28 protein-coding genes are annotated in these 23,414 nt (G+C 38.5%); 4 read left to right on the top strand and 24 right to left on the bottom strand.

The features are described from left to right. Positions 1–131: 131 nt before the first annotated feature. Positions 132–797 (bottom strand): hypothetical protein, encoded by a 666-nt coding sequence (locus ABIB39_RS21615; protein ID WP_354432267.1) that lies wholly within the window; start codon positions 795–797, stop codon positions 132–134. Positions 798–1,125: 328 nt separating this feature from the next. Between ABIB39_RS21615 and ABIB39_RS21610 the strand changes: the two genes are divergently transcribed. From ABIB39_RS21610 to ABIB39_RS21595, 4 genes are all read left to right on the top strand, one after another. Continuing rightward, positions 1,126–2,136 carry a hypothetical protein gene (locus ABIB39_RS21610; protein WP_354432266.1) on the top strand — a complete coding sequence of 337 codons (1,011 nt, stop codon included), beginning with the start codon at positions 1,126–1,128 and terminating at the stop codon, positions 2,134–2,136. Beyond that, entirely contained in the window at positions 2,130–2,897 is a 768-nt protein-coding gene (locus tag ABIB39_RS21605) for a hypothetical protein (RefSeq protein WP_354432265.1), read from the top strand. The genes ABIB39_RS21610 and ABIB39_RS21605 overlap by 7 nt, the downstream gene beginning before the upstream one ends. A gap of 310 nt (positions 2,898–3,207) precedes the next feature. After that, positions 3,208–3,408, top strand: a complete 201-nt coding sequence (locus ABIB39_RS21600; protein ID WP_354432264.1) for a hypothetical protein — start codon at positions 3,208–3,210, stop codon at positions 3,406–3,408. Further along, on the top strand, positions 3,395–4,000 hold the full coding sequence (locus tag ABIB39_RS21595) for a hypothetical protein (protein WP_354432263.1): 606 nt from the start codon (positions 3,395–3,397) through the stop codon (positions 3,998–4,000). Before ABIB39_RS21600 ends, ABIB39_RS21595 begins: the two co-directional genes overlap by 14 nt. A 607-nt stretch (positions 4,001–4,607) precedes the next feature. Here ABIB39_RS21595 and ABIB39_RS21590 read toward each other — a convergent pair. The 23 genes from ABIB39_RS21590 to ABIB39_RS21480 all read right to left on the bottom strand — a co-directional run bounded on the left by ABIB39_RS21590 (position 4,608) and on the right by ABIB39_RS21480 (position 22,832). Then, positions 4,608–5,378 carry a hypothetical protein gene (locus ABIB39_RS21590; protein WP_354432262.1) on the bottom strand — a complete coding sequence of 257 codons (771 nt, stop codon included), beginning with the start codon at positions 5,376–5,378 and terminating at the stop codon, positions 4,608–4,610. Positions 5,379–5,409: 31 nt separating this feature from the next. Then, positions 5,410–6,243: a DUF4138 domain-containing protein gene (locus ABIB39_RS21585; RefSeq protein WP_354432261.1), complete on the bottom strand. Its 834-nt coding sequence runs from the start codon at positions 6,241–6,243 to the stop codon at positions 5,410–5,412. Between the two features lie 10 nt (positions 6,244–6,253). Then, on the bottom strand, positions 6,254–7,531 hold the full coding sequence (traM, locus tag ABIB39_RS21580; protein ID WP_354432260.1) for a conjugative transposon protein TraM: 1,278 nt from the start codon (positions 7,529–7,531) through the stop codon (positions 6,254–6,256). 120 nt (positions 7,532–7,651) lie between these two features. Then, positions 7,652–7,876 (bottom strand): hypothetical protein, encoded by a 225-nt coding sequence (locus ABIB39_RS21575; RefSeq protein ID WP_354432259.1) that lies wholly within the window; start codon positions 7,874–7,876, stop codon positions 7,652–7,654. A gap of 4 nt (positions 7,877–7,880) precedes the next feature. Then, on the bottom strand, positions 7,881–8,495 hold the full coding sequence (gene traK, locus ABIB39_RS21570) for a conjugative transposon protein TraK (protein ID WP_354432258.1): 615 nt from the start codon (positions 8,493–8,495) through the stop codon (positions 7,881–7,883). Positions 8,496–8,519: 24 nt separating this feature from the next. Next, positions 8,520–9,737, bottom strand: coding sequence for a conjugative transposon protein TraJ (gene traJ / locus ABIB39_RS21565; RefSeq protein WP_354432257.1), 1,218 nt, complete (start codon positions 9,735–9,737; stop codon positions 8,520–8,522). Between the two features lie 10 nt (positions 9,738–9,747). Further along, the gene (locus ABIB39_RS21560) at positions 9,748–10,395 is read right to left on the bottom strand and encodes a TerB family tellurite resistance protein (protein WP_354432256.1); all 648 of its coding nucleotides are present in this window, start codon (positions 10,393–10,395) and stop codon (positions 9,748–9,750) included. A 7-nt stretch (positions 10,396–10,402) separates the two neighbouring features. Further along, positions 10,403–11,095 carry a hypothetical protein gene (locus tag ABIB39_RS21555; RefSeq protein ID WP_354432255.1) on the bottom strand — a complete coding sequence of 231 codons (693 nt, stop codon included), beginning with the start codon at positions 11,093–11,095 and terminating at the stop codon, positions 10,403–10,405. Then, positions 11,082–11,765: a conjugal transfer protein TraI gene (locus ABIB39_RS21550; protein ID WP_354432254.1), complete on the bottom strand. Its 684-nt coding sequence runs from the start codon at positions 11,763–11,765 to the stop codon at positions 11,082–11,084. Before ABIB39_RS21550 ends, ABIB39_RS21555 begins: the two co-directional genes overlap by 14 nt. 57 nt (positions 11,766–11,822) lie before the next feature. Next, entirely contained in the window at positions 11,823–12,194 is a 372-nt protein-coding gene (locus tag ABIB39_RS21545) for a hypothetical protein (RefSeq protein WP_354432253.1), read from the bottom strand. 16 nt (positions 12,195–12,210) lie between these two features. Then, entirely contained in the window at positions 12,211–14,700 is a 2,490-nt protein-coding gene (locus ABIB39_RS21540) for a TraG family conjugative transposon ATPase (RefSeq protein ID WP_354432252.1), read from the bottom strand. Between the two features lie 2 nt (positions 14,701–14,702). Continuing rightward, on the bottom strand, positions 14,703–15,017 hold the full coding sequence (locus ABIB39_RS21535; RefSeq protein WP_354432251.1) for a DUF4133 domain-containing protein: 315 nt from the start codon (positions 15,015–15,017) through the stop codon (positions 14,703–14,705). Between the two features lie 11 nt (positions 15,018–15,028). Continuing rightward, positions 15,029–15,367, bottom strand: coding sequence for a DUF4134 domain-containing protein (locus tag ABIB39_RS21530; RefSeq protein ID WP_354432250.1), 339 nt, complete (start codon positions 15,365–15,367; stop codon positions 15,029–15,031). A 29-nt stretch (positions 15,368–15,396) separates the two neighbouring features. After that, positions 15,397–15,936: a hypothetical protein gene (locus tag ABIB39_RS21525; RefSeq protein WP_354432249.1), complete on the bottom strand. Its 540-nt coding sequence runs from the start codon at positions 15,934–15,936 to the stop codon at positions 15,397–15,399. Between the two features lie 150 nt (positions 15,937–16,086). Further along, a complete protein-coding gene (locus ABIB39_RS21520; RefSeq protein WP_354432248.1) occupies positions 16,087–16,956 on the bottom strand; it encodes an RteC domain-containing protein in 870 nt (289 codons plus the stop codon). Between the two features lie 129 nt (positions 16,957–17,085). Further along, a complete protein-coding gene (mobC, locus tag ABIB39_RS21515) occupies positions 17,086–19,023 on the bottom strand; it encodes a conjugal transfer protein MobC (protein WP_354432247.1) in 1,938 nt (645 codons plus the stop codon). 10 nt (positions 19,024–19,033) lie between these two features. After that, positions 19,034–20,278, bottom strand: a complete 1,245-nt coding sequence (locus tag ABIB39_RS21510) for a relaxase/mobilization nuclease domain-containing protein (protein WP_354432246.1) — start codon at positions 20,276–20,278, stop codon at positions 19,034–19,036. Beyond that, positions 20,233–20,655, bottom strand: coding sequence for a plasmid mobilization protein (locus ABIB39_RS21505; RefSeq protein WP_354432245.1), 423 nt, complete (start codon positions 20,653–20,655; stop codon positions 20,233–20,235). Before ABIB39_RS21505 ends, ABIB39_RS21510 begins: the two co-directional genes overlap by 46 nt. 179 nt (positions 20,656–20,834) lie before the next feature. After that, the gene (locus ABIB39_RS21500) at positions 20,835–21,092 is read right to left on the bottom strand and encodes a hypothetical protein (RefSeq protein WP_354432244.1); all 258 of its coding nucleotides are present in this window, start codon (positions 21,090–21,092) and stop codon (positions 20,835–20,837) included. A 69-nt stretch (positions 21,093–21,161) separates the two neighbouring features. Beyond that, a complete protein-coding gene (locus tag ABIB39_RS21495; RefSeq protein ID WP_354432243.1) occupies positions 21,162–21,449 on the bottom strand; it encodes a hypothetical protein in 288 nt (95 codons plus the stop codon). Between the two features lie 60 nt (positions 21,450–21,509). Continuing rightward, positions 21,510–21,767, bottom strand: coding sequence for an AAA family ATPase (locus ABIB39_RS21490; RefSeq protein WP_354432242.1), 258 nt, complete (start codon positions 21,765–21,767; stop codon positions 21,510–21,512). A 418-nt stretch (positions 21,768–22,185) separates the two neighbouring features. Further along, a complete protein-coding gene (locus ABIB39_RS21485; RefSeq protein ID WP_354432241.1) occupies positions 22,186–22,506 on the bottom strand; it encodes a hypothetical protein in 321 nt (106 codons plus the stop codon). Further along, the gene (locus ABIB39_RS21480; protein ID WP_295793729.1) at positions 22,503–22,832 is read right to left on the bottom strand and encodes a helix-turn-helix domain-containing protein; all 330 of its coding nucleotides are present in this window, start codon (positions 22,830–22,832) and stop codon (positions 22,503–22,505) included. Before ABIB39_RS21480 ends, ABIB39_RS21485 begins: the two co-directional genes overlap by 4 nt. Positions 22,833–23,414 lie beyond the last annotated feature (582 nt).

The raw sequence follows: 23,414 nt of genomic DNA, 5'->3' as shown, positions 1-23,414 counted from the left end.
TTGTGCATATAAGAAAGCGTCAGATACTCTCTTAAGATACTGAATTTCAGTATCATGCACAACTTATTTGATCTTTTTTAAACCGCACAACGGGTCTTCTTATATTATGTTTTCCTCACTTCTAAATTAAATTAGTTGTACACATCGGACTCATTGTAATCATGGCGGATCTTTTCCAGCTTGCCATCTTTAAAATACAAAACAACAGCGGATGTACCGCTTCTACCAGGCCTCACGTTTAAAGCGAAGGTAAAAGCCCATTGCGTATAGTTTAGCATATTAGGATCTAAAGCTTTAGAAAGTGTTTTATCAGGTAAAACCAGTTGATAATCCGCAAAGGAAGGCAATTGATGAATAGTTAACAACTTCGAATATAAAACGGTTAAGGCATCACCTTTTTGAATTGCGGTATTTCCAGGTGCATCCTGAGGCCACTTATCCGTCTCAACTGGCAGCGCCCCACCAACCTCTATCGAGCTTACCTGATCGGCCTTGAAGGCAATTACCGCACGTTGTATGACGCCGGTTGAAGTACTCAAAGTAATTGCATCATAAAATGGAAGCCGGCTTTGCAAATCTTCCGGTTTGCTGAACGGCCCCTGCCCAACAATGGCAAGGTAGCTAAAATGCTTTTCGGTGCCCAATTGTTGAATCTGTTTATATACGTCGGAGGCCGAAGATCCGATCTGGATATTCCATTTACTTCCGCTGGAAATAATTTCTGTACGCGGGAAATTGTCGTCTTTTTTACAGGAAAGTAAGACGATGGACAATAGAATCAATATGATGTTTTTCATTTTGTGGATTATATAATGATTACGTTTTTATAAACAATATTGCTACAGTGGCTAAACTAAAAACTATAATTGATGCCAAGCCGCGCGGCTAAACTGTTAATAATAGCTGACCGTTGCCTTTATGCAAAGTCGCATAAAATGAACCATAACAACTACTATAGCATCATACCTATCAGGGGCTGATTTAGATGAGGTTGCTTTTTCAGTAAACTAAGAAATGCACAATAAACCATATATACTTTACTGTGCATTTTTTACTTTATTATATTGTATTTCAATTATATATTATGATATTTGCACAATAAATCAATAAGGTTTATTGTGCAAAATGAGAACAGAAGAAATTTTAGCAGATTACCTGAACGAAATTTTTAACCAGGAAATAGAAATTAAGCCGTTAGAAGACAAACTTAAAAACCAGCTACCTCTATATATGCGTACGGGCTACCGATATACATATGCCAATTTATTAAACAGGCCGGTGGTATTTGTTGAGCCGAAAAATCAGGAAGATTTTAAAATACTCCAAACTAAGAAACAACTGCAAAAACTCCCGAAAGAGTTTGGCATGGCGATCCTGCTGCTTAAAGGGGTTGCAGCCTACAATAGAAACAGGCTAGTCCAGGCAGGTGTAAACTTTGTGGTGCCCGCAAAGCAATTATTCTTACCTGATTTACTGATGGATTTACGGGAAAACTATCCTGTCATTATGAAGAAAAAGCAGCATCAACTGTTACCATCTGCGCAGGTCATTGTTCTTTATCATGTTTCTAATCATAGTATAGACTTTGAGATAGAAAATAAGTCTTTTAAAGAAATTGCTTTCAAGTTCAACTATAGCGCAACGACAATAACCAAGGCGATAGAAAATCTGAAAGACTTGGATTTGATCAGCATTATTGGCGAAAAAGAGAAGTGCATTCGTTTCAAGCTAACCAGGGGAAAGTTATGGCATTTCAGTTTAGAACAGAATTTATTTATAAATCCTGTATTAAAACAGGTGTTCACAAATGCAAGACCAAAGGATGCTAAATTGAGGGCAAACCTGACTGCCCTAACCAGGTATACCGAGATCAATGAGTCACGACAACAGTTTTATGCACTTGATAAAAATAAATATTATGAATTAGTCAAACAAGATGAAATTAAAGAAATAGAAGATCCGGAAGCAGAATTTTGCATAGAGATATGGAAGTACGACCCACGGCTATTATTTCACAATTTTGATATTGGTGTTTGGTCAGTAGATCCGTTATCGCTTTATCTGACATTTATGGATAACAAAGACGAGCGCATAGAAATGGAATTAGAAGATATGTTAAAACAGTATATATGGTAAGAGGATTAAACAATTTTAAAAAGCACTTTCGGGAGTATGCAGATAACTACGTAATCATTGGCGGCACAGCATGTGATATAATTATTGAAGAAGCAGGATTTAATGCAAGGGCAACAAAGGACATTGACGTGATCTTGATAGTCGAAGCATTGACACCTGATTTTGTTAAACAATTCTGGCAATTTATTAAAGATGGAAAATACGAGCGCCAAGAAAAAAGCGAAGACGAACGCAATTACTATAGATTTATTAAACCGGAAGATGAAACTTTTCCAAAACAGATTGAGCTTTTTTCAAGGACACCCGATACAATTGATTTAGATGAGGGTATGCACCTTACACCAATACCTGTAGATGATGATCTATCCAGCCTTTCTGCCATATTATTGGATGATATTTATTATGGCTATATGGTTGAACATAGCACTGTACAAGGTGAAGTTAGGTTTGCTAACACAGAAGCACTCATGTGTTTAAAAGCCAAAGCCTACCTGGAAATTGAGCAACGTATAGCCGAGGGAGGAATTGAAGAAAAAAAACACTTAAGAAAACATAAAGGAGATGTATTCAGGCTTGCTGTCCTTATGACAGCCGAAGAAAGATATGATCTACCTGAATTAATTAAATCTCATTTTAAAACTTTCATGTCAAAAGCGGCAGGCGATCTTCCTGATAAATCAATTTTTAAAGAAATGGGAATTAAAGGTATTTCTATAGAGAAGGTGTATGATCAAATCATGACGACCTTCAAGCTAGCTTAAGACATATGCGGATGTGGTTAGTTCAAATGTGAATGAAACGAAATTTATAAGGTAATTAGTCAGGTTATAAATAATAACTCGCCTGACCAATTTTTATTAAGGCCTGATAAATTTAAGCGTAGGATAAATTCGACAATAACGTAATACCTGTATGAACCATTGGGTGATGAGTACGCATTTCAAACCCCGCGCTGCAATTATCGTTGGTTCCTTACTCACGTTTACCCTATAGTTGCTGTAACATTCAATTAGCTACAAAGCTGTGCTAAAAATATTAGCAATTACAAGTCAAATTTGTTATTTTTGAAACATGGTGACAGACATGGATTACAAGGGACGAATTGATCAACTGGAGCGGCTTTTAGCAAATGCTATGGAATTGCTGGACGATAATAAGCGGATGTTAGCGATGTTCGATAAGGGTTATTATTTTAAGCTTAAAGGTATAGTAGATGATTACCATATTAAGCCAAACGGAGATACTAATAACCAAGAATATGGCATCAATTGAAAGCAACAGTTTATTAATTCAAGTAAGTGCCTTTTCAGGGCTGATAGGTGCGCTATTAACGCAAGGTCTAACGGGCCTATTCTCGTATGTAGGTGATAAACGTAAAGCCAACACAGAGCTTAAAAGCACCTTTCGGAACAAGCAGATTGATATAGCAGAGAACTTTTACTTTGTTACCGGTGAAAAGATGTCGATAGTCAAAAAGAACATTAGCTACTGGAAGAATTATAACAATTCAAGAAGCGAAGCGAGCCTGGACTTTCTCGGCCAGGAAATAAAGAAGCTTAACGCCTATATCGACAAGCTTGATGCAGAGAACTGGAAATACAATCTTATCGGCCTCTACTTCAATGTATCGTTAACTAATGAGGCTGTTATTGCCTCTAATGCGAAATCGAAAGAACTTTACCTATTGGTGTTAGACCTTACCGACGGCATCAAGCATGCGCTTAAAGAAGAGAAGAATGATTTGTATGAGTTACATAACAAAGCTGTAGTTGAGATGTGTAATCATTACGAGCATGTCTACCAGAAGATGTGTGATGATATGATGATTGTTAAATCACAACTGACGAAAGAATTTAGCTTTTAGAAAGTGCGTATACTTATATACACTTTAAACGCTTAATCACCATAGTGTTCTTCTTTACTTTTGCGTTGTTAGGCAACGCCCAGGACATAATCAAATCTAACCTATTCCCTGACTGTGTTTTATGGGTGAACCCATATCACATCAGTATTGCTGACACCGCAAAGCATAATCCAATAGTTGTTTACCATGTTATCAACCGATGGCGCCTTGAAATGGCTGATAGCCTAAAAGCGAGTAGGCATACAAAGACTGTTATTCAAAGTACCCTTTTAAACCTGTAAAGGGATTTCCAAATGTAACGAAACTTTACGCTGCTGCTGATAGAATCTATCGAAAGATAAATCCTAAGAATGCTATTGCTAAAGGAGTGTTATGAAGAATTACTCAACTGCGTAGAACAATAATGCCCCCTTCACATCCTGCTTGGGGGGCTTTAATTAAACCTTAACTCGATATAAAAACGAGGCGATTAAAAGACGCTGACTATATAGTAAACTTGGTACATTATTAATACTAATATAGCTGATCAGCGTCTTGATGTATTTATCGAATATCGAGCATGCCTATCTTCTATGCCAGACAAAGGTTATTCGTCTGCTAAACTCAATCAAACTGACATTTTGCTTTTACGCGACTGCTTTTTTGCCGGAGCATCCTCCTTTAGCTGCTCGCGTTTTTTTAAGTTTTTAACCGGCTTTTGTTCGGTCTGTAGCAATTCTTCCCTTTTAATTTTTTTCATCTGATGATCGTAAAGGTCAATGGTTTTATATTGCGGGTTAGCAGCTATAAAATATTTTTTATCGCCGTCCTCGCCGCCTACGGTTATCTGCTGTGCATTCCCTTTCTTTAAGGAATACATTAATTCCTCTTTAGCTTTAGGGTCTTCCAGTTCTTTAATACCATTTCCGGCAATAACCTTGTCCAGATCATAACCATAATTTTCGTGGTAGTGTTGGATCCTTTTATTGCCGTTATCGGTAAGGTTGTGAGGATCCAACGTTAACCATGCATTATACTTTTGTCCTTCCAGATTGTAAAGTTGTTTATGCACTGCACGGCCTTCCATTAAATTAAAGGCTTCTTTGGCGGTTATGCCGCTGCCTTTATTAATAAAAAAGGATTGATGCACGTTTTTGGCCGGATCGTCCTTGTGATTTACTGTGGCATCGTATTTATTAAAAAAATACATATCCTGATTATCACCTGCTTTAAAATGAAGGGTATAATCGACAGATTTCTGGTTAAACTCGTGGCTTAAGCCTAATTTAAAGTCAGGCGTTTTAGCAGCCATTTGTTTGTCAAGTTGGCTGTTCAATGTGTCTCCAAAGCCTAAATTTAAAAGGCTCTTTTTTAAAAACTCTGCATTTTGAGTATTCATAACGTACTTGTTTAAAAAATGAAATAAATGGTTAATTAATTGTATTAGCAGCAATTGTGTTTACCGGCTGCTGCGGTGCCGGGGTTATCGTTTTTATATCGTCCAGATCCTTTTGCTTGATTTGCAGATAAAGGTGACGGTTACCGTTTTTCTCATATAATTCAATATTCAGCGCCTGGTCTTCCGAAAGTGAAAAACGATGAAAGCCGAACACTTTTGCGATCTCCTGTTTATGAGCAATAGCCGTTTTTTTATGCAGTGTGGTGGTTAGCGGTACTATTTCCTGTTCATGAGTTGCCATTCTTGCAAAAGTTTTCAAATCCCTTATATAAAACCGAACAAAATCAATTTCGTAGGGCAAGTTGGATTTGTTACGAATGTCAAGCCTAAAGAAAACCCTGTTACCGGCAAGTGAAAGTTTGTCTACCCAAGCTTTTACTCCACCAGTTTTTTCGTGATCTACGACATCTTTACGCTTACCTGCTGCTAATTGCGTAACGACTGCGCCATAATTAAAGTCCGAAGTTTTAATGACCTTGACGGTCATTGGCGTTTCGCCTCCAACTTCAATTCGTCTTCCTGCACGGCCATACGAATATTCAACCGGAATGCGGTAAATTTTTGCAGTACTAATCTCCTGTATATTAATTTTTGCAGGCGAAAAATCAGTGTCGAGTGCCTTAATGGTAATCAGTGCATCTTCTTTTTGTGTAACATCAAAATCGGATGTTGATTTACTTATAATTTTAACAGCAGATTTAAAGAATAACGCTGTCGTTTTATCACGGCTTACATAAGCGGTGTCCTGTGCATAAGAAACTGTCCCCCATGCACAAAGAATGAAAATAATGAATGATTTTTTCATGGCTATTTATTTAATTGTCTCTATCGTTACTGTCTTTAAGCAGCACTTCATAACCTGCTTTGACCTTAACTTTAATTTGTTTTACCTTATGATTGAAAAGCCCTTTTGCAGCTTCAACTCCTGCACTGGCTGCTTGTGTTCCAACTGATTGGTTCATTGACATTAACTGCATAGATTGAACTGCATCTCCGACCCCGTTTTTTGCAGCATCCCTGCCAATTGAACCCGGAACATATAAACCTTCCATACCGTCCAGATCATAGACAGAAAGTGAAACCGGCAGGATATTATTCAGATAGCGGATACTTGCAATTTTAATTTCCAGGCGTTCATTATTGAGGGCACAAGTACCATAAACGAAACTGCCTTTTGGAATCATCCTGCCGTTTACATATATGCCGTCTTCTAATCTTAGTTTGATTACCGCCCCAGTAACCAAAGTTTGATCCTCGTGTACAATGGCCTGGATGGTATTACCAGCCGTTTGTTCATTTGCGGGAGAACGATGCTTTTTCCCTTTGCCGCCGCCATCATCATAAGCCGCATATTGGACAGTCATTTGACTATTGGAATTATTATCATCGTCGTCATCTTTGGCTGCCAATACGGGATAAACCCGTTGATGGTTCTTCAATGATTGGCTTCGTGAGCGGCTACTTGCATTGCCCGGGTTTTGTATATCATTGATCTGTTGCAACATTTGTGTAAGCTGCTTCATTTCAGGATCATTCCCGCCTTCATTATTGTTCATGGCTTTGGCCATCAATTGAAGCCTCTTGACATCAGCATTTGATTGTCCCGATGAACCCGTATTATAATCCAGTGTTTGGGGTTGATTGATCTGCTGATTAATCGCGGCAAGCTTCGCCTGTATTTTGGCTTCATTCATATCCGCAGTAGTTGGCGCGCCTGTTAAATTTGCTGTAGATCTTTTAGTAATAGAATCAGCCTGATTAGCTTTAGTAGTATTCAGGCCCATTGACCGAACGAAACTTTCGCTTACGCCGCTTCCCGACGAGCTAACTGAATCCGTTTTGGCATTTTGGTAAACATCCATTTTGTCCTGCGACTTTTGATCTTTAAACTGCGCCTGTGGTAACGTAGTATTTAGTCCTTTAGTAGCTGCCGTATCGTAAACGGCACCACTTTGTTTACCACCGCCCAATGCCCAAAAGCCCATTGTTATAAATGGCAGAATGAGTAAGGGTATGACCATTAAGAATTTGCGCTCCTTTAGAAATTCAGGAGTTTGCTGCGGCATTTTACCGCTTGTTAATGTAGCTTCCATGATTTACTTTTTTATGGTTAATGAATCTGTTAATTGATGTTTATTAAGTTTTGGCCCAGGTAATTCTGAAGGCATCCCGATATGTGCCGAAGTGTAGTTCTGTGAAAGTTTAGGTATGGTTTATAAAGAAGAAAATGCGCTTGTAATCAACAGAATAGCCGATAAAATACCAATAATTAGTAACAGGCTCTTTTTTCCGCGGGTAGAAAACCTGTTAAACCACCTGTTTAATGACCCTGATACCTGCAATTGAACACCGATAATTTTTCCTGCAATCATTGCCGCGATCTTATCTGAAACCAAACTATTAGTCCCCGACTGTGAATTTTCTTTTCGTGCTTTCATAATTTTAGCGTTGAATTGTGGTGTCCCTGTTCGCCAATGTTTCCCAATGAAGAATCAAAAATCCGTGTGGGTTATTATCTGACCTGGCAACATTGCGTAAATAACCCTGCGTAATCAGGCTTCGGTTTGCCGTTGATGTTGAGCGGATCAGCTTTTGTGTTGCAAAACATTTAAAATAATAGGGATATTGGTTGATGTCCAGTTGTACGCTGTCAACCGTGATCTGTTGACTGATATTACCGGAGATCAGGTTATTGTAATAACTCTTTTCTTTGAGGTCGTTATACTGGTTTTTAGCACTTTCATCAGCGAGGTAAAGTGCTTTGCCGATATTGGCATCGATCACTTTTTCATCAGGATCAAGCGTAAAGAAATAGTGATGGAACATTCTGATATGATCCCTTGCCTCAACCGGGATATTATCTTTACGGTCTGCAGCAAATGCTTCCAATGCCTTACCATTGGCAAGGATATAAACATGGTTACCGGCAATATTCGCCGCCTGGTAACTTTTAAACAGAGCGAAGCAGGAAATTAACGTACATACTGCTATGAGCAGGTAGCTAAACAGCTTAATATGCTTAAAAGCTGTGTCGATATTTTTGAGTTGTGAAAACATATATCAAATTTTAAAGGTGAATGATTAAACTTTTTGGGGACTGATCTTGGAGGCCTGCTGGCTGTTAGCACTTTGGCCTTTATCCTGGAAATAAGGATTGGATACTGAATTTGCTGCCACACTTTGGCTGGTATTTGATCGCTGGTTACCAAAAGCATCAGCAGCCATGCTGCCCCCTGAACTCGCCACTCCGGCTACAGACTGACTTGTACTGCTAACTATGCTATTTACCTTTTGCAACAAACCATTGCCACCACCTGCGTTAACGATGTAATTGGCTACGCTTGGTACGGTGAAATAGCCGATAATTCCAATAATTAAGAATATGAGGTAAGCCGTATCGGTGGAACTGAAAAACGTATCGCCCGCGCTTTGAACCTGTGTTATATCCAGTTTTAGCATATTTTCCTGAACCTTGCCAATGATGGCACCAAATATATTTGCGACTGGTAACCACAGAAACACATTGATATATTTCGCCAGCCAGACCGTGAGCGTATGCTGAAATCCATCGAACACGGCTAACCCAAAAACTATCGGCCCCAGGATGGCAAGGATGATTAGATAGAATGTACGAATGGTATTAATACATAATGCCGCTGATTCATAAAGCACCTGCAACACTTCCGACATCCATTCCTTGATCGAGTTACGGAAATTATAAGATGCCTTAGACATAGCGAATCTCATATCGTTACCCACGCTGGCAAGCATCCCTTCACCGCTACCGTCTTTGTCTTCAGGATGGGTGTATTTATACCACTTATCCCGGTCGCCATCCCCATCAGCACCAACATACATTTGCCAGGTGTCGGTTTTCTCTACTGCTGCTTCCTTCGCTCTTAATAAGGTTGCAATAGCCGCATCCGAGTTTTGCACCATTCCACCCGTTGCACTAACTGTAGGTGACATAATCCCGTTAATTATTGCAATTACCGTAGGGAATAAAAGAATGGCTAAACCCAAAGCAAAAGGGCGCATTAAGGGATAAAAGTCTATCGGTTCTGCGCTGGCTATTTGTCTCCAAACCCGGCTGCCGATATAGAAAAGCGCACCAAATCCGGCAATCGCCCGACCTACACCAATCAACTGGCTGCACATCGGAAGCATATCATTGTAAACTCCGTTCAACGTACCCTGTAAGCCCTGAATATCAGTTGCAAGGCCATCTGCCCTGGAAAATAAAGGAAAAGCTATCCCCGTTACCGCAAGAATTGCAGTTAAATAAATCTTCTTTTTCATAAAATTCTGATTAGTTATTTATACCATAAAGCTGTTTCAGGGTTTGGGTGTCGCCTTTTTCTTTGGTTCGCTGAAGGCTGAGAATTACCCCTTGCCGGTTGAAATGCCGGAGAAATTGAAGCTTATCGGAAATGCTTACATAAATACGGTCTATCGCTCTCATGCGCTCATCATCAGACATCCTCAGTTTACCCGCCGTAAGCACGTTTGTTAATTCGTCGAGATTTTGCAGGCTTTGGGTTACTAACTGTGTATAGACCCTACTCATATAGGTTATTTCACTTACACTGAAAGTGCCGCTTTGCCTGAACTGCTTGTAGGAACTTTTATACTCGCTGATCAAGCTGGCCTGTTGTGTTACTATTTCGGCAATTCGCCCGTAGTTCCTTACCGTTGGGCTGATTGCTAATAAACCATTTAGATAAACGCTATGCAGGTCAAAGTTTCCTTTTGATAACTGTGATATGGTGCCATATCCCTGGATATATATCTGATAACCGGTTTTCATATCGGTCAGGATTCCCTTCAATTGGGTCAGCTTTTCAATATCTAAAATTAATTGCTGCATTTCCTGGGCCTGGGCCTTGCTCTTTTTTGAAATTCCAAGACAGCCGAAAATCACCAGCATAGTCATGATATATTTGAAATTCTTTTTCATAACGCTATTATTGAATACCGTAAATTTTCTTTGTCGCCATAACATTATTGTTTTCCTGCACCCTTTGGACAGCATAAACCTTGACATGATCGCCAAACGATGAAGCAAAGCGGTAATTATCCTGCATTGCCTTGTGTATTACGCCAATGTGTTTTAGTCTTTCTTCATCACTCATTTGCAGTATATTATCGGTAACTACATTTTGTAATTCGGTTATTTGCTCGTTGCAATCTTTAAACAATGCTGATTTCACCTGTACGATATATTTTTTTTCACTTTCGTTCAGATTCGCGGTTTTGTCCAGGCTGCCCATTCGGATTAGAATATTTTTTTGCCATTGGATGATATCGCTAACCTGTTTATTGTTCTTCAATACTGGACTGACATATTTTAAGTTATTGTAGTATGTAATATGTAAACCGTTTTCTGAAGTCAATGAGCCACCAATAGAACTCAAACCGTTGTGCGCGATATTATTTGCTTGTTTATAATAGGTTGCATAGACCTGCAGAGCGGCAATTTGCTGTAACAGATACTTTTTCTGCGTGTTCTTCTGATTGAACCATTCAGCAAAAGTTTGCGCTTTTACCTTTGTAGCAAATGCTGACGCTGTTAAGGTCATTAAAGCAAATGCCAGTAATTTTTTACTTTTCCGACGGATCTCATCCGCCTGAATTTTTAAGCGGTCAATTGATTCCATAAAGTTTTTTAATTGATTGCGTATCATTTAACTCCTTACTACGTTGCAGGCTCAATTGTATCCCCTGACTATTGAACTGGTGCAGATCATTATAATTTTCATCAAGGTGATCACTGGCTTTGTTTATTAATTCCAGCCGCTGCTCGTCCGTCATTTGTGTTTTGGTGGGACTAATAACAAGCATGATCTCATCTAAATTTTTAACACTTGCATCTAAAATCCCTGAATAGACCTGTTGCATATAACTTAATTCCTGCGGGTTGAAATGGCGATCTTGCCGGAACAAACTCCAGACTTGTTTATATTCACTAACTAAAGCAGCTTGTTTCGTGGTAATATCTTTGATCCGCTGGTAGTTCCCAATCACTGATTTTATCTTCCCCAATTCAGAGTAGTAGTTACTATAGAGCTGTTTTTGCTGTTCTGTCCAACCTGAAATTTCGGTCAATTTTGTTTTTGACATTTGGTTTTCAATCACCTTTTGAGCGTTTTGAAGCCAAATCGTTTTGTTCTGCATACGCTGAACTTTCAGGTCAATTGCCTTTATTACCTTGGTTACGGTCAGCTTGATAACTTCGCCAATTACAAACTGGGCATTAGCCGATTTTGCAGGTGTCAAAAGAGCTGTAGTTAAGGTAAGTAATACCAATAATTGCTTAATTTTTTTCATAAAGCCTCCCATTCTGGTCAAATTGATCAGTTAAATTATATCAAGAAATCAGGATTGTTATTTTACTTTTTGATATTCAGTATCACCGAATTTTAAACTTTGCTTTTCGGGTAATACGGAAATTTGTTTACCCAATTCGGTTTCTTGCAATAAATGCTTATCCGTGTCGTATGATGATACCCATTTCGCAACTTTAAATTCTTTGGGAAGTGTTTTACCATCTCTAACTTTATTAAAGCCACTTTTTCTCTCGACGTTGTAGGTTTGCGAATTTCCTTTTAATGCTATAACTAATGTATCAGATGTGATACTGTATTCATTTTTAAATTGAGTTACATAGGTGCCTGAGATATCACTTTTATTACTGGCAGGGCTGCAACCGAATAACACGGTTATAGTTAAAGCGATTAAAATGGTGGATACTTTCATAATAGTTGTATTTAAGTTATGCTGCTTGTTCTAATTCTTCCCTGACAATTGCGGCTATGCCCAACTGCATACTGCCGTACTTTTTCGCATAGGCATGTACTTTGGCTTTCTCCGATGATTCAGTTGTATAAGTCCAATACTCTTCCCGGCTAACTTCGGTACGATAAACCTTAGATAGCTGACCATTAAGGCTGATAAAAACCTCTTTGTACTTAAAGTCCTCATCATTGTTCCTGTTCATGCTCATTATCAAGGCTGTTTCTTTATCTGTAATCCCTAATAAAGCTTGAATTTTTGGAAAGTCATTTTGATATTTACGCTGGTCAAGTAATATCTTGCAATCACTATTATTGATGATAGCCTGCTTAACCACAGGCGAACTGATTATATCTTCAATATCCTGGGTAACAACCAAAGCTTCACCGAAATATTTACGGACTGTTTTGAACAGATATTTAATATATTCTGCCATCCCTTCCCGCGCTATAGCTTTCCATGCTTCTTCTATCAGGATCATTTTACGGGTCTCCATACTTAGTTTGCGCATTTTGGAAACAAATGTTTCCATGATAATTAAGGTCACGACCGGAAATAATATGGGGTGATCTTTGATATTGTCCAACTCAAAGACAATAAAGCGCTTCTGCAATAAGTCAAGATTTTCTTTTGCATTCAGCAGGTAGGAATATTCACCGCCTTTGTAGTATGGTTTCAATACAAATAGCATGTTATCAATATCAAAACGAATATCCTTCACTTTTGATTGCTTCATCGTTTCATAAAATTCTGTCGATAGAAATTCATAAAAACTATCGAAGCAAGGAAATATCTCGGTTTGGATCTTTAATTTCTCGTAATAATGATATAAAGCATCAGAGATCGCGACATATTCAGAACGTTGCACACCCTCATCCTCCTTCTTCCATAAGGCAAGTATCATAGCCTTTATGCTCTCACGCTTTTCCGTGTCAAGGTGTTCACCTTCAGAAACATAAAAAGGATTAAAGCTGATCGGTTTGTCTTCTTTATAAGTAAAGTAATAACCGCCTACAAATTCACATAAGCCCTGATAACTGTGTCCGACATCAACAATTACTACATGGGAACCCTGTTCAAAGTAGCTACGCAGCATATGATTGGTAAAGAATGATTTACCGCTGCCGGATGGACCTAATATAAATTTGTTCCGGTTGGTCGTAATTCCTTTCTTCATGGGGTCGTCGCTGATATCAACATGCACCGGCTTTCCGGATAAACGGTCACCCAGGCGAATACCACAAGGACTTATGCTTGACTGATAATTCGTTTCGAGATTTAAAAAGCAGGTGGCCTGCTCAACGAAAGTATCAAACGTATCGTTCATCGGAAAACTGGCCTCGTTGCCGGGTAATCCAGACCACCATATTTGCGCTGCGCCGTCGGTTTCCTGTTTCGGTTGTGCATCCATCTGGGCCAAAGATGAGCTGACCTTGTTTTTAAGATCTTTTAAATTAGCAGTATCGTCCGTCCATGCCAAAATATTAAAATGCGCTTTAACGGGTAGCCGTTGCTGACTGATGGCTTCATTCAAAAAATCGTGTGTAGCATCCCTGCCAATTGCATTTTCTCGGGAATAAGCTGAAAGGGATTGTAGCCTTAGTTTCTTCGCTTCCAGTTTCTTCAAAGTCTGTTTACTGTCCCCAATAAAAATGTACTGGTTATATAAATGATTACATTTTAGCAGCGTACCTATTGGCGTGGCAAAGCCTGTACTGAATTTTGTTTTATCTGTGCTATACTTATCATAAGTAATGCGTGGCCCGCAAAGTGCCGGAAGGTCTTCCGCATCGCTAAGGGTATAAAGCTGGCAGTGGCTGTCACCGATCCTGATCTCATCCTCGATATGAATATCTTTTAGCACAGGGGATTGATCTTTATTTAAAAGGAAACAATACTGTTCTAAAATACCCGGATTTTGCAGGGTGCCAGTTAGTTCGTCGTCGGTTAATCTTTTCAGGGAAATTAAACCGCTATCCTCCAATACTCTAACAAACTGCCCAGCACTATCCAAAAAATCACGAAATAATTCGTCACAAGTGGTTTGCACAGGCACGATCCTTTTACGCATTAACAGGCTGGTTGCACTGGAATATTGTTTGAATTTGTCAGGCTTCTTGGTTAAATAGATATGGCAATGGTGGTGCATATAAGCACGCTCATTAAAATACCTTTCACTTGAATGTGATAGAAAAGTTTTAACGCTGCCCTGATTATTTTTAGCAAACACAGCCTCGTACTGCTCGTTTATAAACCAATCCTGTTTATGAAATACGCTATTCTTGGGTAATAAGCGCAGTGATTTAATTAAAACCCCATGGAAAGCCAGGTACTCGTCATTGGACAAAGTGAATATTTCAGGCAAGTTAACTTTGAAGCCAATGGTCAAATCACCTTGCGCTGAGATCATACATTGATGCTCTACCTTGTAAACAGGAAATACCTGTTCTGCTTTGCTATATGATACCATGTCTATTTTTTTAAGTTTAAAAAGACCTTTCGGGTCGTGAATTTTAGATGATTCGGGATGTAGCGTTTAGCAGCCTTTTTCATCAGACCATGTTCGCCGTATTTATGGCTTAATTTGAATACCTGATAAAACAAGGCACTTCCTAAAGCGGCAATGATCATGATACAATAGTGAACAGGAACGCCAAGCAAATAAATAATGGCGAAGCCTATTAACAAAGTGACAAGGCCTCCTGCTAAATAGCCTATGTATTGAGCTTTTAAACCTTTAAACTCAATTGGCTTGTTAATGCCTTTATTAATTTGATATAATGCCATAACCTTAAATTTTAAACCCCGAAAAATGATTTCAAGACAGTTGCAACAACAACAAGGAAAATACAGCTCCCAAACCAACTGGATGCTACCTTACCAGTATCATGTTCGCCATCGTTCCATTTTTTGAAAACTTTAATTGCTCCTACAAGGCCCATTATTGCCCCGATAGCATACATTAAGCTTGTGCCCGTTGAGAAATAGCTTTTAACCTGTGTTGTAGATTGTGTTATTCCCGCATTGCCATCTTGGGCATATAGCGACAGACTAATTAAAATTAGCGTTATTGTCGCCAGTACATGCCTGACAAGACTTACCGCGCTTACACGGATTTTTGATTTTTGAACTTTCATAATGAATAAATTAAGTGTTAGAAAATATGTTACGCCCAGGTTTCTTGCAGGTCTGTTAAGGACAAAGGGAACATGAGTCGTTCTTTGGAAATTTCGACTATCCTGTTTAACGTTGCCGGTAAATCAATTTCATCCTGAAACCTTTTGTAAGAATTTATTAAAATTCTAAGCAGCGTAATAAATTCAGGCTTATTGTTAATTTCCTCAAAAGCCTTTATGAGATTTCCCGCTTCGGTTTCTAATTCGACGGAAGGAGAATAGCTTAACTCTGTGTTTGAAATTGGGGTTACATTGGTTGTGGCATTAGGCTCAACTTCATCTGGCGATGAATCTGTAAAATGCAATTCTTCGGATTTTGTTAAAGAAACGCCAACATCCAATTTCGCCGCGCCCATTACATTTGCCGATGCTACTGAAGCATTTGGAAATAAATTAGCATTGTTCTGTTTGCGGTTAAACAGGTTTGAGATTTCTTGTTGGTAATAGCGGAGTATCACATAACCGTAATACGAAACGGATAGGATAACGATAGCTGCCAGATAGCGCTCCCAGGATATTGAAGACAACATATTGCTTTACTTTAATCCTCGCCACTCCATGCGGCGATTCTGAAAGCAAAGGTTGGAGTTGTTCAAAAAAAAACTTCACACCTTATACATGAGGTAGGTGTTTTTTTTATTTAAGTAGTTACAAAGAGCTTATTTTCAGAAAGTTAAAAATCAATCAAATTTCATGCGTTGCTGAAGTGAACCGTCATCATTTAATTTTTCATCGATTCTTCGCAGTAAAGCCAGCTTCAATTTGTCTAAAAATGCTGTTCGTTCTTTTTTTCGTCGGGTGATATCGGTGTATTTATGATAGTAAGCACCAAGATCAACATGGAATACCGTTTGGAAAAAGCTTACCACTGATTTTATTTCACTATTCCCATTGTTAAATACCCCCAATGCTACTAGAGCATAAATAAGTTCAACAAGATCTGTTTTATTGAACGTCCATGTTAATGGCAGTTCTATACCTATTTCCTGTGATTCATCTTCGTGGTTAAGAATTTTCTGTAATTCAAGGTTAAGATAATCCTGGTACTTCTCATTAGCGATGATCTTAGATAACTTGTAGTCATGACTGGTAGAGTATAATTCGTCTTCCTCGAAATCTTCGAGTTCAACATGAACGTCAAAGCTACCTCGCGTAAAATAGATCTCATCCATTTGGGTTGATCCAGACCGGTAATATTGATAAAATGCCTGATTATGATCAAAAAAACGTTTTATATCGGCCAATTCATAATTAATGTAATCCTTTAGAATATCCTCACCACCCAATGGCTTCTGCATCATAAAATTATACACATTGATAAAGTATATGTATTTACTATAGAATTGAGGTTTGACAATTTTAAAGAAATGCGTTTCATCTTCGACACTTTCAAAATTGTAGCTGGCTATATAGTTCTTCAATTTTGCCATTGCTTTTTTACAAAGTATAATGGATGTCTTATATTGATCGGACAATGATTCGCCGTTTATAGAAACCTCGTTTAATTGGTTTTCTAAAGCGCCGTAGAAGCGCTCTGTGATTGTTCTCATAGCTGGATGTTGGAAACTAGGTATTGCATAATACGCAAAGACGGAATAAGATGTTCCAACATATTTTAACCAAAAATTAATAAATTTTTAAGTTATTAATTATCAGGCATATAATTAACCATTGCAATATTATTTTGACTGAGCGATTACATTCGCCACAATTCCCTTTATATCTTCTTTGATTTGCTGATAATTATCAAGGATTTCTTCCTTGTCAACATTGCGTACCAATGGTATTGATTGATACACAGCTTCCTGAATTCTTATAGACTCGTGATCATTTTGAATAGCATTATGAAAAGTTTTGAGGTCAATTTTGTTATTAGGATCATCGGCTACCATTCCCACGAACTCGCCGGATGAAAGACCTGAAATTTTTGATGCGGGTATCGCATAATCCAATTGCACTGATTTACTTATGGAAGTGTCCTGACTATTTATGGTAACGCTTTCCTTTACCTGGTTGATTTTTCCAAAACGTTCCGAGAGCTGTTTGGCGGTGTCGCCTGTTACCTGGCCGAACACTACATTGCCGACAATATTTAATATAACTTCTGCCTGTTCACGCCCATAATCCTTTTTCAATTGGCTGTAGTCCTGCACGGCCAATGTAACCGCTACCTTATTTGATCTCGCTGTAGCAATCAAATTATCTATGCCATTAAAGTAAATAGTTGGAAACTCATCAAATATCATACTGCATTTTTGCTGATTTTTTCGATTGACCAATTTGTTTATGCGATTGATATATAATGATAATACAGCACCATATATCTGCGACTTTTGCGGATTATTTGCTAAACAGACAATTTTCGGCTCTTCGGGATTATTGATATCTAATGAAAAATCATTACCACTTAAAACGTAATATAGTTGAGGGGAGGATAGCCGTGCAAGGCTGATCTTCGCACTTGCAATTTGTCCTTCTAACTGTTCAAATGCTTCATTTTGCCAGGCTGATACAAAAGGATTGATTAAAACTTCTATTTCTGGTTCCTGAAGCAATACTTCAAACAAATCCTTATACTCTACCTGTGCCAGTTCAATTACATGGGGAAGGGTACAGTAGCGCCCATTCTCGTACTTCTTTAAAAACCACATGATTGCGGTTATGAAATTTATCGGAGATTCAACAAAAAAGTCGCCTTGTTTTTTTATCCATTCACGGTTAAGGCCCAACATTATTGTACGGCTGGAATCAATGGCATCTGTAATGTCAAACATGGTGTGCGGTTCTAATGGATTAGCGCGGTGCATGATTTGTTCAAGGTTGATGACATACTGAACTGGCTTGACTTTATATAAGTGTCCGTATTTTAAGAGCGTGTTATAGACAATTTTAGTCAGATCATCATACTTAAAATCATAAACCAACATCGTAAATCCCTTTTGAATATGTTGCTGAATGATGTGACGTATTACAAAATAAGATTTACCAGAACCGGGGCTTCCTCCAATTAATGTTCCTCTGAAGGGATTGATAATATTGATCCAACTTTTGCGGGTTTTCCCTTTAAGATTATATACAGCCGGCAAATTGATTGAGTATTCATTTTCGAGTAAGCGTTCTTCCTGGGGGAATGATTCATTTTCTTTGTTAAAAATATCTTTGCCAAGGTTTAATTTAATCATTCTGAATAATAGGCTGCCCCCTGACATGATGAAGAAATACCCTAAAGTGGACAAGCTGATGTACAATAGCGCCACAGTATTAAAAGGATATTTTAAACCTAATACCAGGTTGCTGATAAAGTAAATTATCAATCCTGCAAAGCAGTAAGTGACTATGGTTCTAATTCTGATCGTTTCATCTTTTTTGCCCTTGCTTCCAACTAATGAAACCAATAATAAAATAAGGGCAGATAGTTTTGCAAATAAAACCGTTCTAAATATTGCCATTTTAGTTAGAGGCAATAACACCTGGTTTATAATTGGCTTAGTCAGGCCCCAGGCTACAAAAGCCGGGTAGCATGATAAGTAAAAATGCACCATCAATACCGCTAAACTCAATAATCTTGTAAAGTCAATTATCTTTCTAAGGGCTTGTTCATTTTCTCCGGTTTGCATAAAACATAAATTAAAGTGAATGACCTTTGCGTTTCTTCTTCCGCTTATTTTGGGTAAGCCGTCCAATGGCGGCCATATCCTGATGCTCCTCTTTAAATAGCATATCTATTAAAGATTCTCCACTACTACGTCCAGAAGTGGAACCTGAAATATTGTCAGTAAAATTGCAAGACGTATTTACCTTATCCGTTTCCTTTGTAAAGGTTGTATTAGCATTTTTGAACCATCCTGAAAGTGAAGAGGCACTATAAATTTTACCTAAATCGCTGCCGTTAAATACTGCTTTTGATTTATGATCTACGAACGTTATTCCATATAAACGGCCTTCTTCATTTTGCCGGAGTATTACCTCGATGCCCTCATTTTTTAATTGTTTCTGAAAAGCGGTTTGCGACATTGGTTTCGATAATGCCTTGTCAATTGTTGTTTTTAATTGGTTTTTTAATGGCTTCCTAAGCATTTTATTTAACCGGAATCTGTCATCCAAAGCTTTCATAGTTGGCTTGCCGTATATGCTGCTTGCCTTGATAGGTACTCCAAGTTTGTTGCCTTTTCCATCCAAAACCCAATAAACCAACCCATTTTTTTCGTACATTCTTGAATCTTTAGACCCTCGGTCTGCGGAAATATTATACTGATTCAGTACTGCGTTAAGTTCTGGGATGCTGGTAAATTTGTATGCTCTAACCACCTCCGTTACGACATTAGTAATGGATCTTTTTATTTCCGACTTACCATAATTCACTTGTTCGAGGGGTTTCGCAATAACGTTTTGTTGCTTACCTTGATCCTCCGCCTTAACAAGGTTGTAAGTTAATTCGACTTGTTTACGTGCACCTTCGGATGCCCTATTGGCGAGTAGATGAAAGCTGATCCGCTTACCATCCCGTTCAATATTAGTAGTTACTATATGTAAATGGGGATGCCCGGCATCGTAATGTTGATATACTAAATAGGGTTGTTTTCCAAACCCTAAACCATCCATATAATCATCTGCGATCTGCTGAAGAATGTCCTTATCTAAATTTTCACTTACGGCAAAGTTCAAGGAAACATGCAATGTATTGACAAGGGTACGCTCATTGCGCTTTGTCAAATCGGCTAATCTTTGCAACTTATCATTGAACGATAAATCGACCGGATCTTTGAGATAGCCCTGTGCTAAAATCAATTCCGCTTTACCCAGCCGCACCTTGTGCTCATTATAATTTATTGCACCGATGATACTTCTTCCGGTTTTAATTTTTGCGACCATAATTCAGAGAAACTTTGCATACGTTCTTTGATTTGCCCTATTGACGGATCAACCTTGCTACCAATGATAAAAAGGAGATTAGACCATAACCTGTTATCGGCATTTCCGTGGGCACTACTTATTTGACGGACTGCCTGATTAAGATTATTCCCGATTGCATTTAATTCTTTCCGCAGCAAGGCCAGCTCTTCAAGCATATCATCCATTGATTTATCACGGTAGTTTATAACCACCGGTTTGCCTAATAGAATGCTACGGGCATATTCACTAAGCTTGTTAAATCTTGTCTTTTTAAACGCGTTATAAATCAATTGATATTCAGTTGGCTTTAGTCTTGTAAGCAATGTTTTTGATCTGTTATTATCCTGATTTTCCATAATTCTTATCCTTAAAAATTCGACCCCGGAGAATTTTTCAATAGCCCCGCACTGACTTCGGAAGGAAGGGCAAGATTTCGTTTGTAATACAAACGTTTATCTTGCTGATTGCTATTAAGAGGCAATCTCATCCTTTAGGACGTCTTCAACCTTCATCCATTCTTTAATGACTGCCACCGTTATGACTTCTTCAATTTGGCATCTAAGAAGAATTTAAAGGCATCTATACTGATGTCTTTAAGAGAATGATCATATTCCACTCCATAGGACTTCAAGCGCTTTAAAAGCCCCTTTGGAATCCACACATTTAGTTGCGCTTCGTCTTCCTTGGAAGTAACATTCTGCCTGACAGGATGAACCTCCTGTATCGGGGTTTTTGGTGTTTCCTTCTTTAGCTTATCTGCTAAACCACTCAGCTTGTCTTTATAATCTGTCATTCTAACCTTTCTTTAAATTCCCCATTGCATAAAAGATTTAAGCAATTACATAAATATGTATTTATGTAATTATGCACTGATGCGGTTAACAGTCTCCTCCGCTAAGGATGTTATTTCTGACTTTGCTTTTGCATCGCTTCCCTTTAGAACTCCTGCTGTGATTGAAGACCTTGCAATGCTTACGCGGTCGTATATCAGTGTTTTTAAAACAGGGGCTGCCATGTCATCCAAGAGGCCGCTGACTTCTTTAGTAATTCCCGATCGCGGCTTTATCATATTCATTACAATGCCGGCTTTTATTTCGGGGTTTTTTCCCAGCGCATCGTTGACCAATGCGATAGTCGAACGGATGGCCATTACATCAAAGAAGCCTGCTTTGGTGGGAATTAATATGAAATCCGAAAGACTGAAAAGTTCCTATAGTTTGTTCGATAGGTAAGGTGGCGTATCTACAATGATGAGGTCATAGTCCAAATTTTTAATTTCCTGTAGCTGATCGTTGCCCATTACGGCAAGACCAGGTAACTCGTCCTTAATATGATACAAGCTGCCTTGCAAATCCGTATCAACCAAAGCAACGTTTAGTTGATCTTGAAAACAAACTGCTAAATTCATTGCCAGTGTACTTTTTCCTACGCCCCCTTTTTGGTGGGCTACTGTGATGATCTTTCCCATTTTCTGTAATTCTAAATTGTTATAAATACATAATGCTGTAATTGCATAATGCTGTAAATCCCAAATACATAATTCTTTAAATGCAGATTACTGTAATTGCATATCGCTGTAAGTTTGTATTTCAACAATTGCAGTTTTCTGTATCTGCATAACTCTATAATTACACGTTGCTGTAAATACAAAAACCTATAATTATGCATCAGGAAGGACATTAGATGATGCTTCCCGACGGTCCACTAATTTTGTTTTTTTATGGCACTTAAAATTCAGTCGGTTGGTAAACATCCACAGGTCCTGTGATTTTGACACCAGCTTTAATGACAATTTTTAATATCACAGCAAACAATTTCTTAATTCGATGAACAAATTTTGAATTTAACCGAGCCCGTCAAATTGTCATCAAATTTCTATTTGCAGTTCAAGACGATTCGCCGTAAAACGGAGACTTCCTTAACCGCATTTTCATTGCCTGCCGGTAATCATAAATCCAATCGGCGGCGCAAACTTTCCAGTTAATTATCGGTTGGCCGGTAGCACTTTTCCATTCCCGTAATTCATGTGCGGTATAAAAATCACCTGCAATTTCCAGCAGGCCTTTCTGATCAAAATAAATTTCAATACTGGTAAGCGATGGCGGCATGGACGTACCTAAGCCATCATCGTCACGAACAACAATTGCAATCCTGTTTCTTGACTGTCTATCCAAATTCGGAACGATCCGTTTTGCCTTTCGCTTCATGCCATTTTCATTTGATCGTTCAACTTACCAGAAGACATAAGTGCCTCGATATCTTCCAGGTTGTAATAAGTTATACCACCTAACTTTTTGAAAGGTATCAGGCCTTTATCACGGAGGTATTGAAGCTTGCTTTCAGAAAGGCGCAGCATCTTTTTAATCTCGAAGGCTTTGAGCCATTGGTGTCCCGGATGCCCGGTCTGTTCCTTCAAAAGCTTTTTAATGTCAACAATCAATTGTTGCTTAAAATCAATCAAGTCCTGTACTGTGATCAGTTGATCGCGGTGAACTTTCGGAAAGTCATTCTGAGTTTCGTTGTAATTTGCCATAGCTTAAAATTTACACAGCAAATGTGAGGAAGGGCAAAATATTTTTTTCACACCTCATGTACGAGGTAGGTGTTTTTTTTATTAGAAAAGGGAATACTCAAGAGCTCGCAAATTGATAATGTTCAGTTATCCTCTATTGAAATTCTGCCCGGTGCCCAATTTGAATATTCATATAAAACTGCAGGACGCCATCAATTCCTTATTTCTGAAAACAGAAGTAGAATCAAAACAGATCTTAAATGATTAGAGTTGATTAGATCTTTATTTTTGTTAGGGCGGGCATGCGCACATTCTTCATTCTCAAACTATGGAATCATTGCTTTTGCGATACATTAGCCTAAAGGAGCATCCAGAGTTTAATTATGACGTCTAACTTCGGTTACTGGTAGCGTTGTAGAAGTAGTTTTTGATTAAACGGCATAGGTATTTTGACTTATGCCGCTTAAATTAGCGTTTTTTCTCGCCAGATTTATGCACATGCGGTTTTAACGCAGGGTGCTTGGGCGCAGTAGGTGGATCCACGCGTTGCCTTCGATCCGGCGTTCCGTTTTCATTTTCCCGTTTCGGCCCGGGTTTGATGGC

Source organism: Mucilaginibacter sp. UYP27 (assembly GCF_040547175.1).
GTDB lineage: Bacteria > Bacteroidota > Bacteroidia > Sphingobacteriales > Sphingobacteriaceae > Mucilaginibacter.
The sequence above is the reverse complement of the archived record's forward strand: the minus strand, read 5'-3'. Positions and strand labels throughout refer to the sequence as shown.

Excerpts from the sequence above, each read along its gene's own strand:
- ABIB39_RS21615 (WP_354432267.1), bottom strand. The coding sequence starts at position 797 with ATGAAAAACATCATATTGATTCTATTGTCCATCGTCTTACTTTCCTGT.
- ABIB39_RS21610 (WP_354432266.1), top strand. The coding sequence starts at position 1,126 with ATGAGAACAGAAGAAATTTTAGCAGATTACCTGAACGAAATTTTTAAC.
- ABIB39_RS21605 (WP_354432265.1), top strand. The coding sequence starts at position 2,130 with ATGGTAAGAGGATTAAACAATTTTAAAAAGCACTTTCGGGAGTATGCA.
- ABIB39_RS21600 (WP_354432264.1), top strand. The coding sequence starts at position 3,208 with ATGGTGACAGACATGGATTACAAGGGACGAATTGATCAACTGGAGCGG.
- ABIB39_RS21595 (WP_354432263.1), top strand. The coding sequence starts at position 3,395 with ATGGCATCAATTGAAAGCAACAGTTTATTAATTCAAGTAAGTGCCTTT.
- ABIB39_RS21590 (WP_354432262.1), bottom strand. The coding sequence starts at position 5,378 with ATGAATACTCAAAATGCAGAGTTTTTAAAAAAGAGCCTTTTAAATTTA.
- ABIB39_RS21585 (WP_354432261.1), bottom strand. The coding sequence starts at position 6,243 with ATGAAAAAATCATTCATTATTTTCATTCTTTGTGCATGGGGGACAGTT.
- traM (WP_354432260.1), bottom strand. The coding sequence starts at position 7,531 with ATGGAAGCTACATTAACAAGCGGTAAAATGCCGCAGCAAACTCCTGAA.
- ABIB39_RS21575 (WP_354432259.1), bottom strand. The coding sequence starts at position 7,876 with ATGAAAGCACGAAAAGAAAATTCACAGTCGGGGACTAATAGTTTGGTT.
- traK (WP_354432258.1), bottom strand. The coding sequence starts at position 8,495 with ATGTTTTCACAACTCAAAAATATCGACACAGCTTTTAAGCATATTAAG.
- traJ (WP_354432257.1), bottom strand. The coding sequence starts at position 9,737 with ATGAAAAAGAAGATTTATTTAACTGCAATTCTTGCGGTAACGGGGATA.
- ABIB39_RS21560 (WP_354432256.1), bottom strand. The coding sequence starts at position 10,395 with ATGAAAAAGAATTTCAAATATATCATGACTATGCTGGTGATTTTCGGC.
- ABIB39_RS21555 (WP_354432255.1), bottom strand. The coding sequence starts at position 11,095 with ATGGAATCAATTGACCGCTTAAAAATTCAGGCGGATGAGATCCGTCGG.
- ABIB39_RS21550 (WP_354432254.1), bottom strand. The coding sequence starts at position 11,765 with ATGAAAAAAATTAAGCAATTATTGGTATTACTTACCTTAACTACAGCT.
- ABIB39_RS21545 (WP_354432253.1), bottom strand. The coding sequence starts at position 12,194 with ATGAAAGTATCCACCATTTTAATCGCTTTAACTATAACCGTGTTATTC.
- ABIB39_RS21540 (WP_354432252.1), bottom strand. The coding sequence starts at position 14,700 with ATGGTATCATATAGCAAAGCAGAACAGGTATTTCCTGTTTACAAGGTA.
- ABIB39_RS21535 (WP_354432251.1), bottom strand. The coding sequence starts at position 15,017 with ATGGCATTATATCAAATTAATAAAGGCATTAACAAGCCAATTGAGTTT.
- ABIB39_RS21530 (WP_354432250.1), bottom strand. The coding sequence starts at position 15,367 with ATGAAAGTTCAAAAATCAAAAATCCGTGTAAGCGCGGTAAGTCTTGTC.
- ABIB39_RS21525 (WP_354432249.1), bottom strand. The coding sequence starts at position 15,936 with ATGTTGTCTTCAATATCCTGGGAGCGCTATCTGGCAGCTATCGTTATC.
- ABIB39_RS21520 (WP_354432248.1), bottom strand. The coding sequence starts at position 16,956 with ATGAGAACAATCACAGAGCGCTTCTACGGCGCTTTAGAAAACCAATTA.
- mobC (WP_354432247.1), bottom strand. The coding sequence starts at position 19,023 with ATGCAAACCGGAGAAAATGAACAAGCCCTTAGAAAGATAATTGACTTT.
- ABIB39_RS21510 (WP_354432246.1), bottom strand. The coding sequence starts at position 20,278 with ATGGTCGCAAAAATTAAAACCGGAAGAAGTATCATCGGTGCAATAAAT.
- ABIB39_RS21505 (WP_354432245.1), bottom strand. The coding sequence starts at position 20,655 with ATGGAAAATCAGGATAATAACAGATCAAAAACATTGCTTACAAGACTA.
- ABIB39_RS21500 (WP_354432244.1), bottom strand. The coding sequence starts at position 21,092 with ATGACAGATTATAAAGACAAGCTGAGTGGTTTAGCAGATAAGCTAAAG.
- ABIB39_RS21495 (WP_354432243.1), bottom strand. The coding sequence starts at position 21,449 with ATGGCCATCCGTTCGACTATCGCATTGGTCAACGATGCGCTGGGAAAA.
- ABIB39_RS21490 (WP_354432242.1), bottom strand. The coding sequence starts at position 21,767 with ATGGGAAAGATCATCACAGTAGCCCACCAAAAAGGGGGCGTAGGAAAA.
- ABIB39_RS21485 (WP_354432241.1), bottom strand. The coding sequence starts at position 22,506 with ATGAAGCGAAAGGCAAAACGGATCGTTCCGAATTTGGATAGACAGTCA.
- ABIB39_RS21480 (WP_295793729.1), bottom strand. The coding sequence starts at position 22,832 with ATGGCAAATTACAACGAAACTCAGAATGACTTTCCGAAAGTTCACCGC.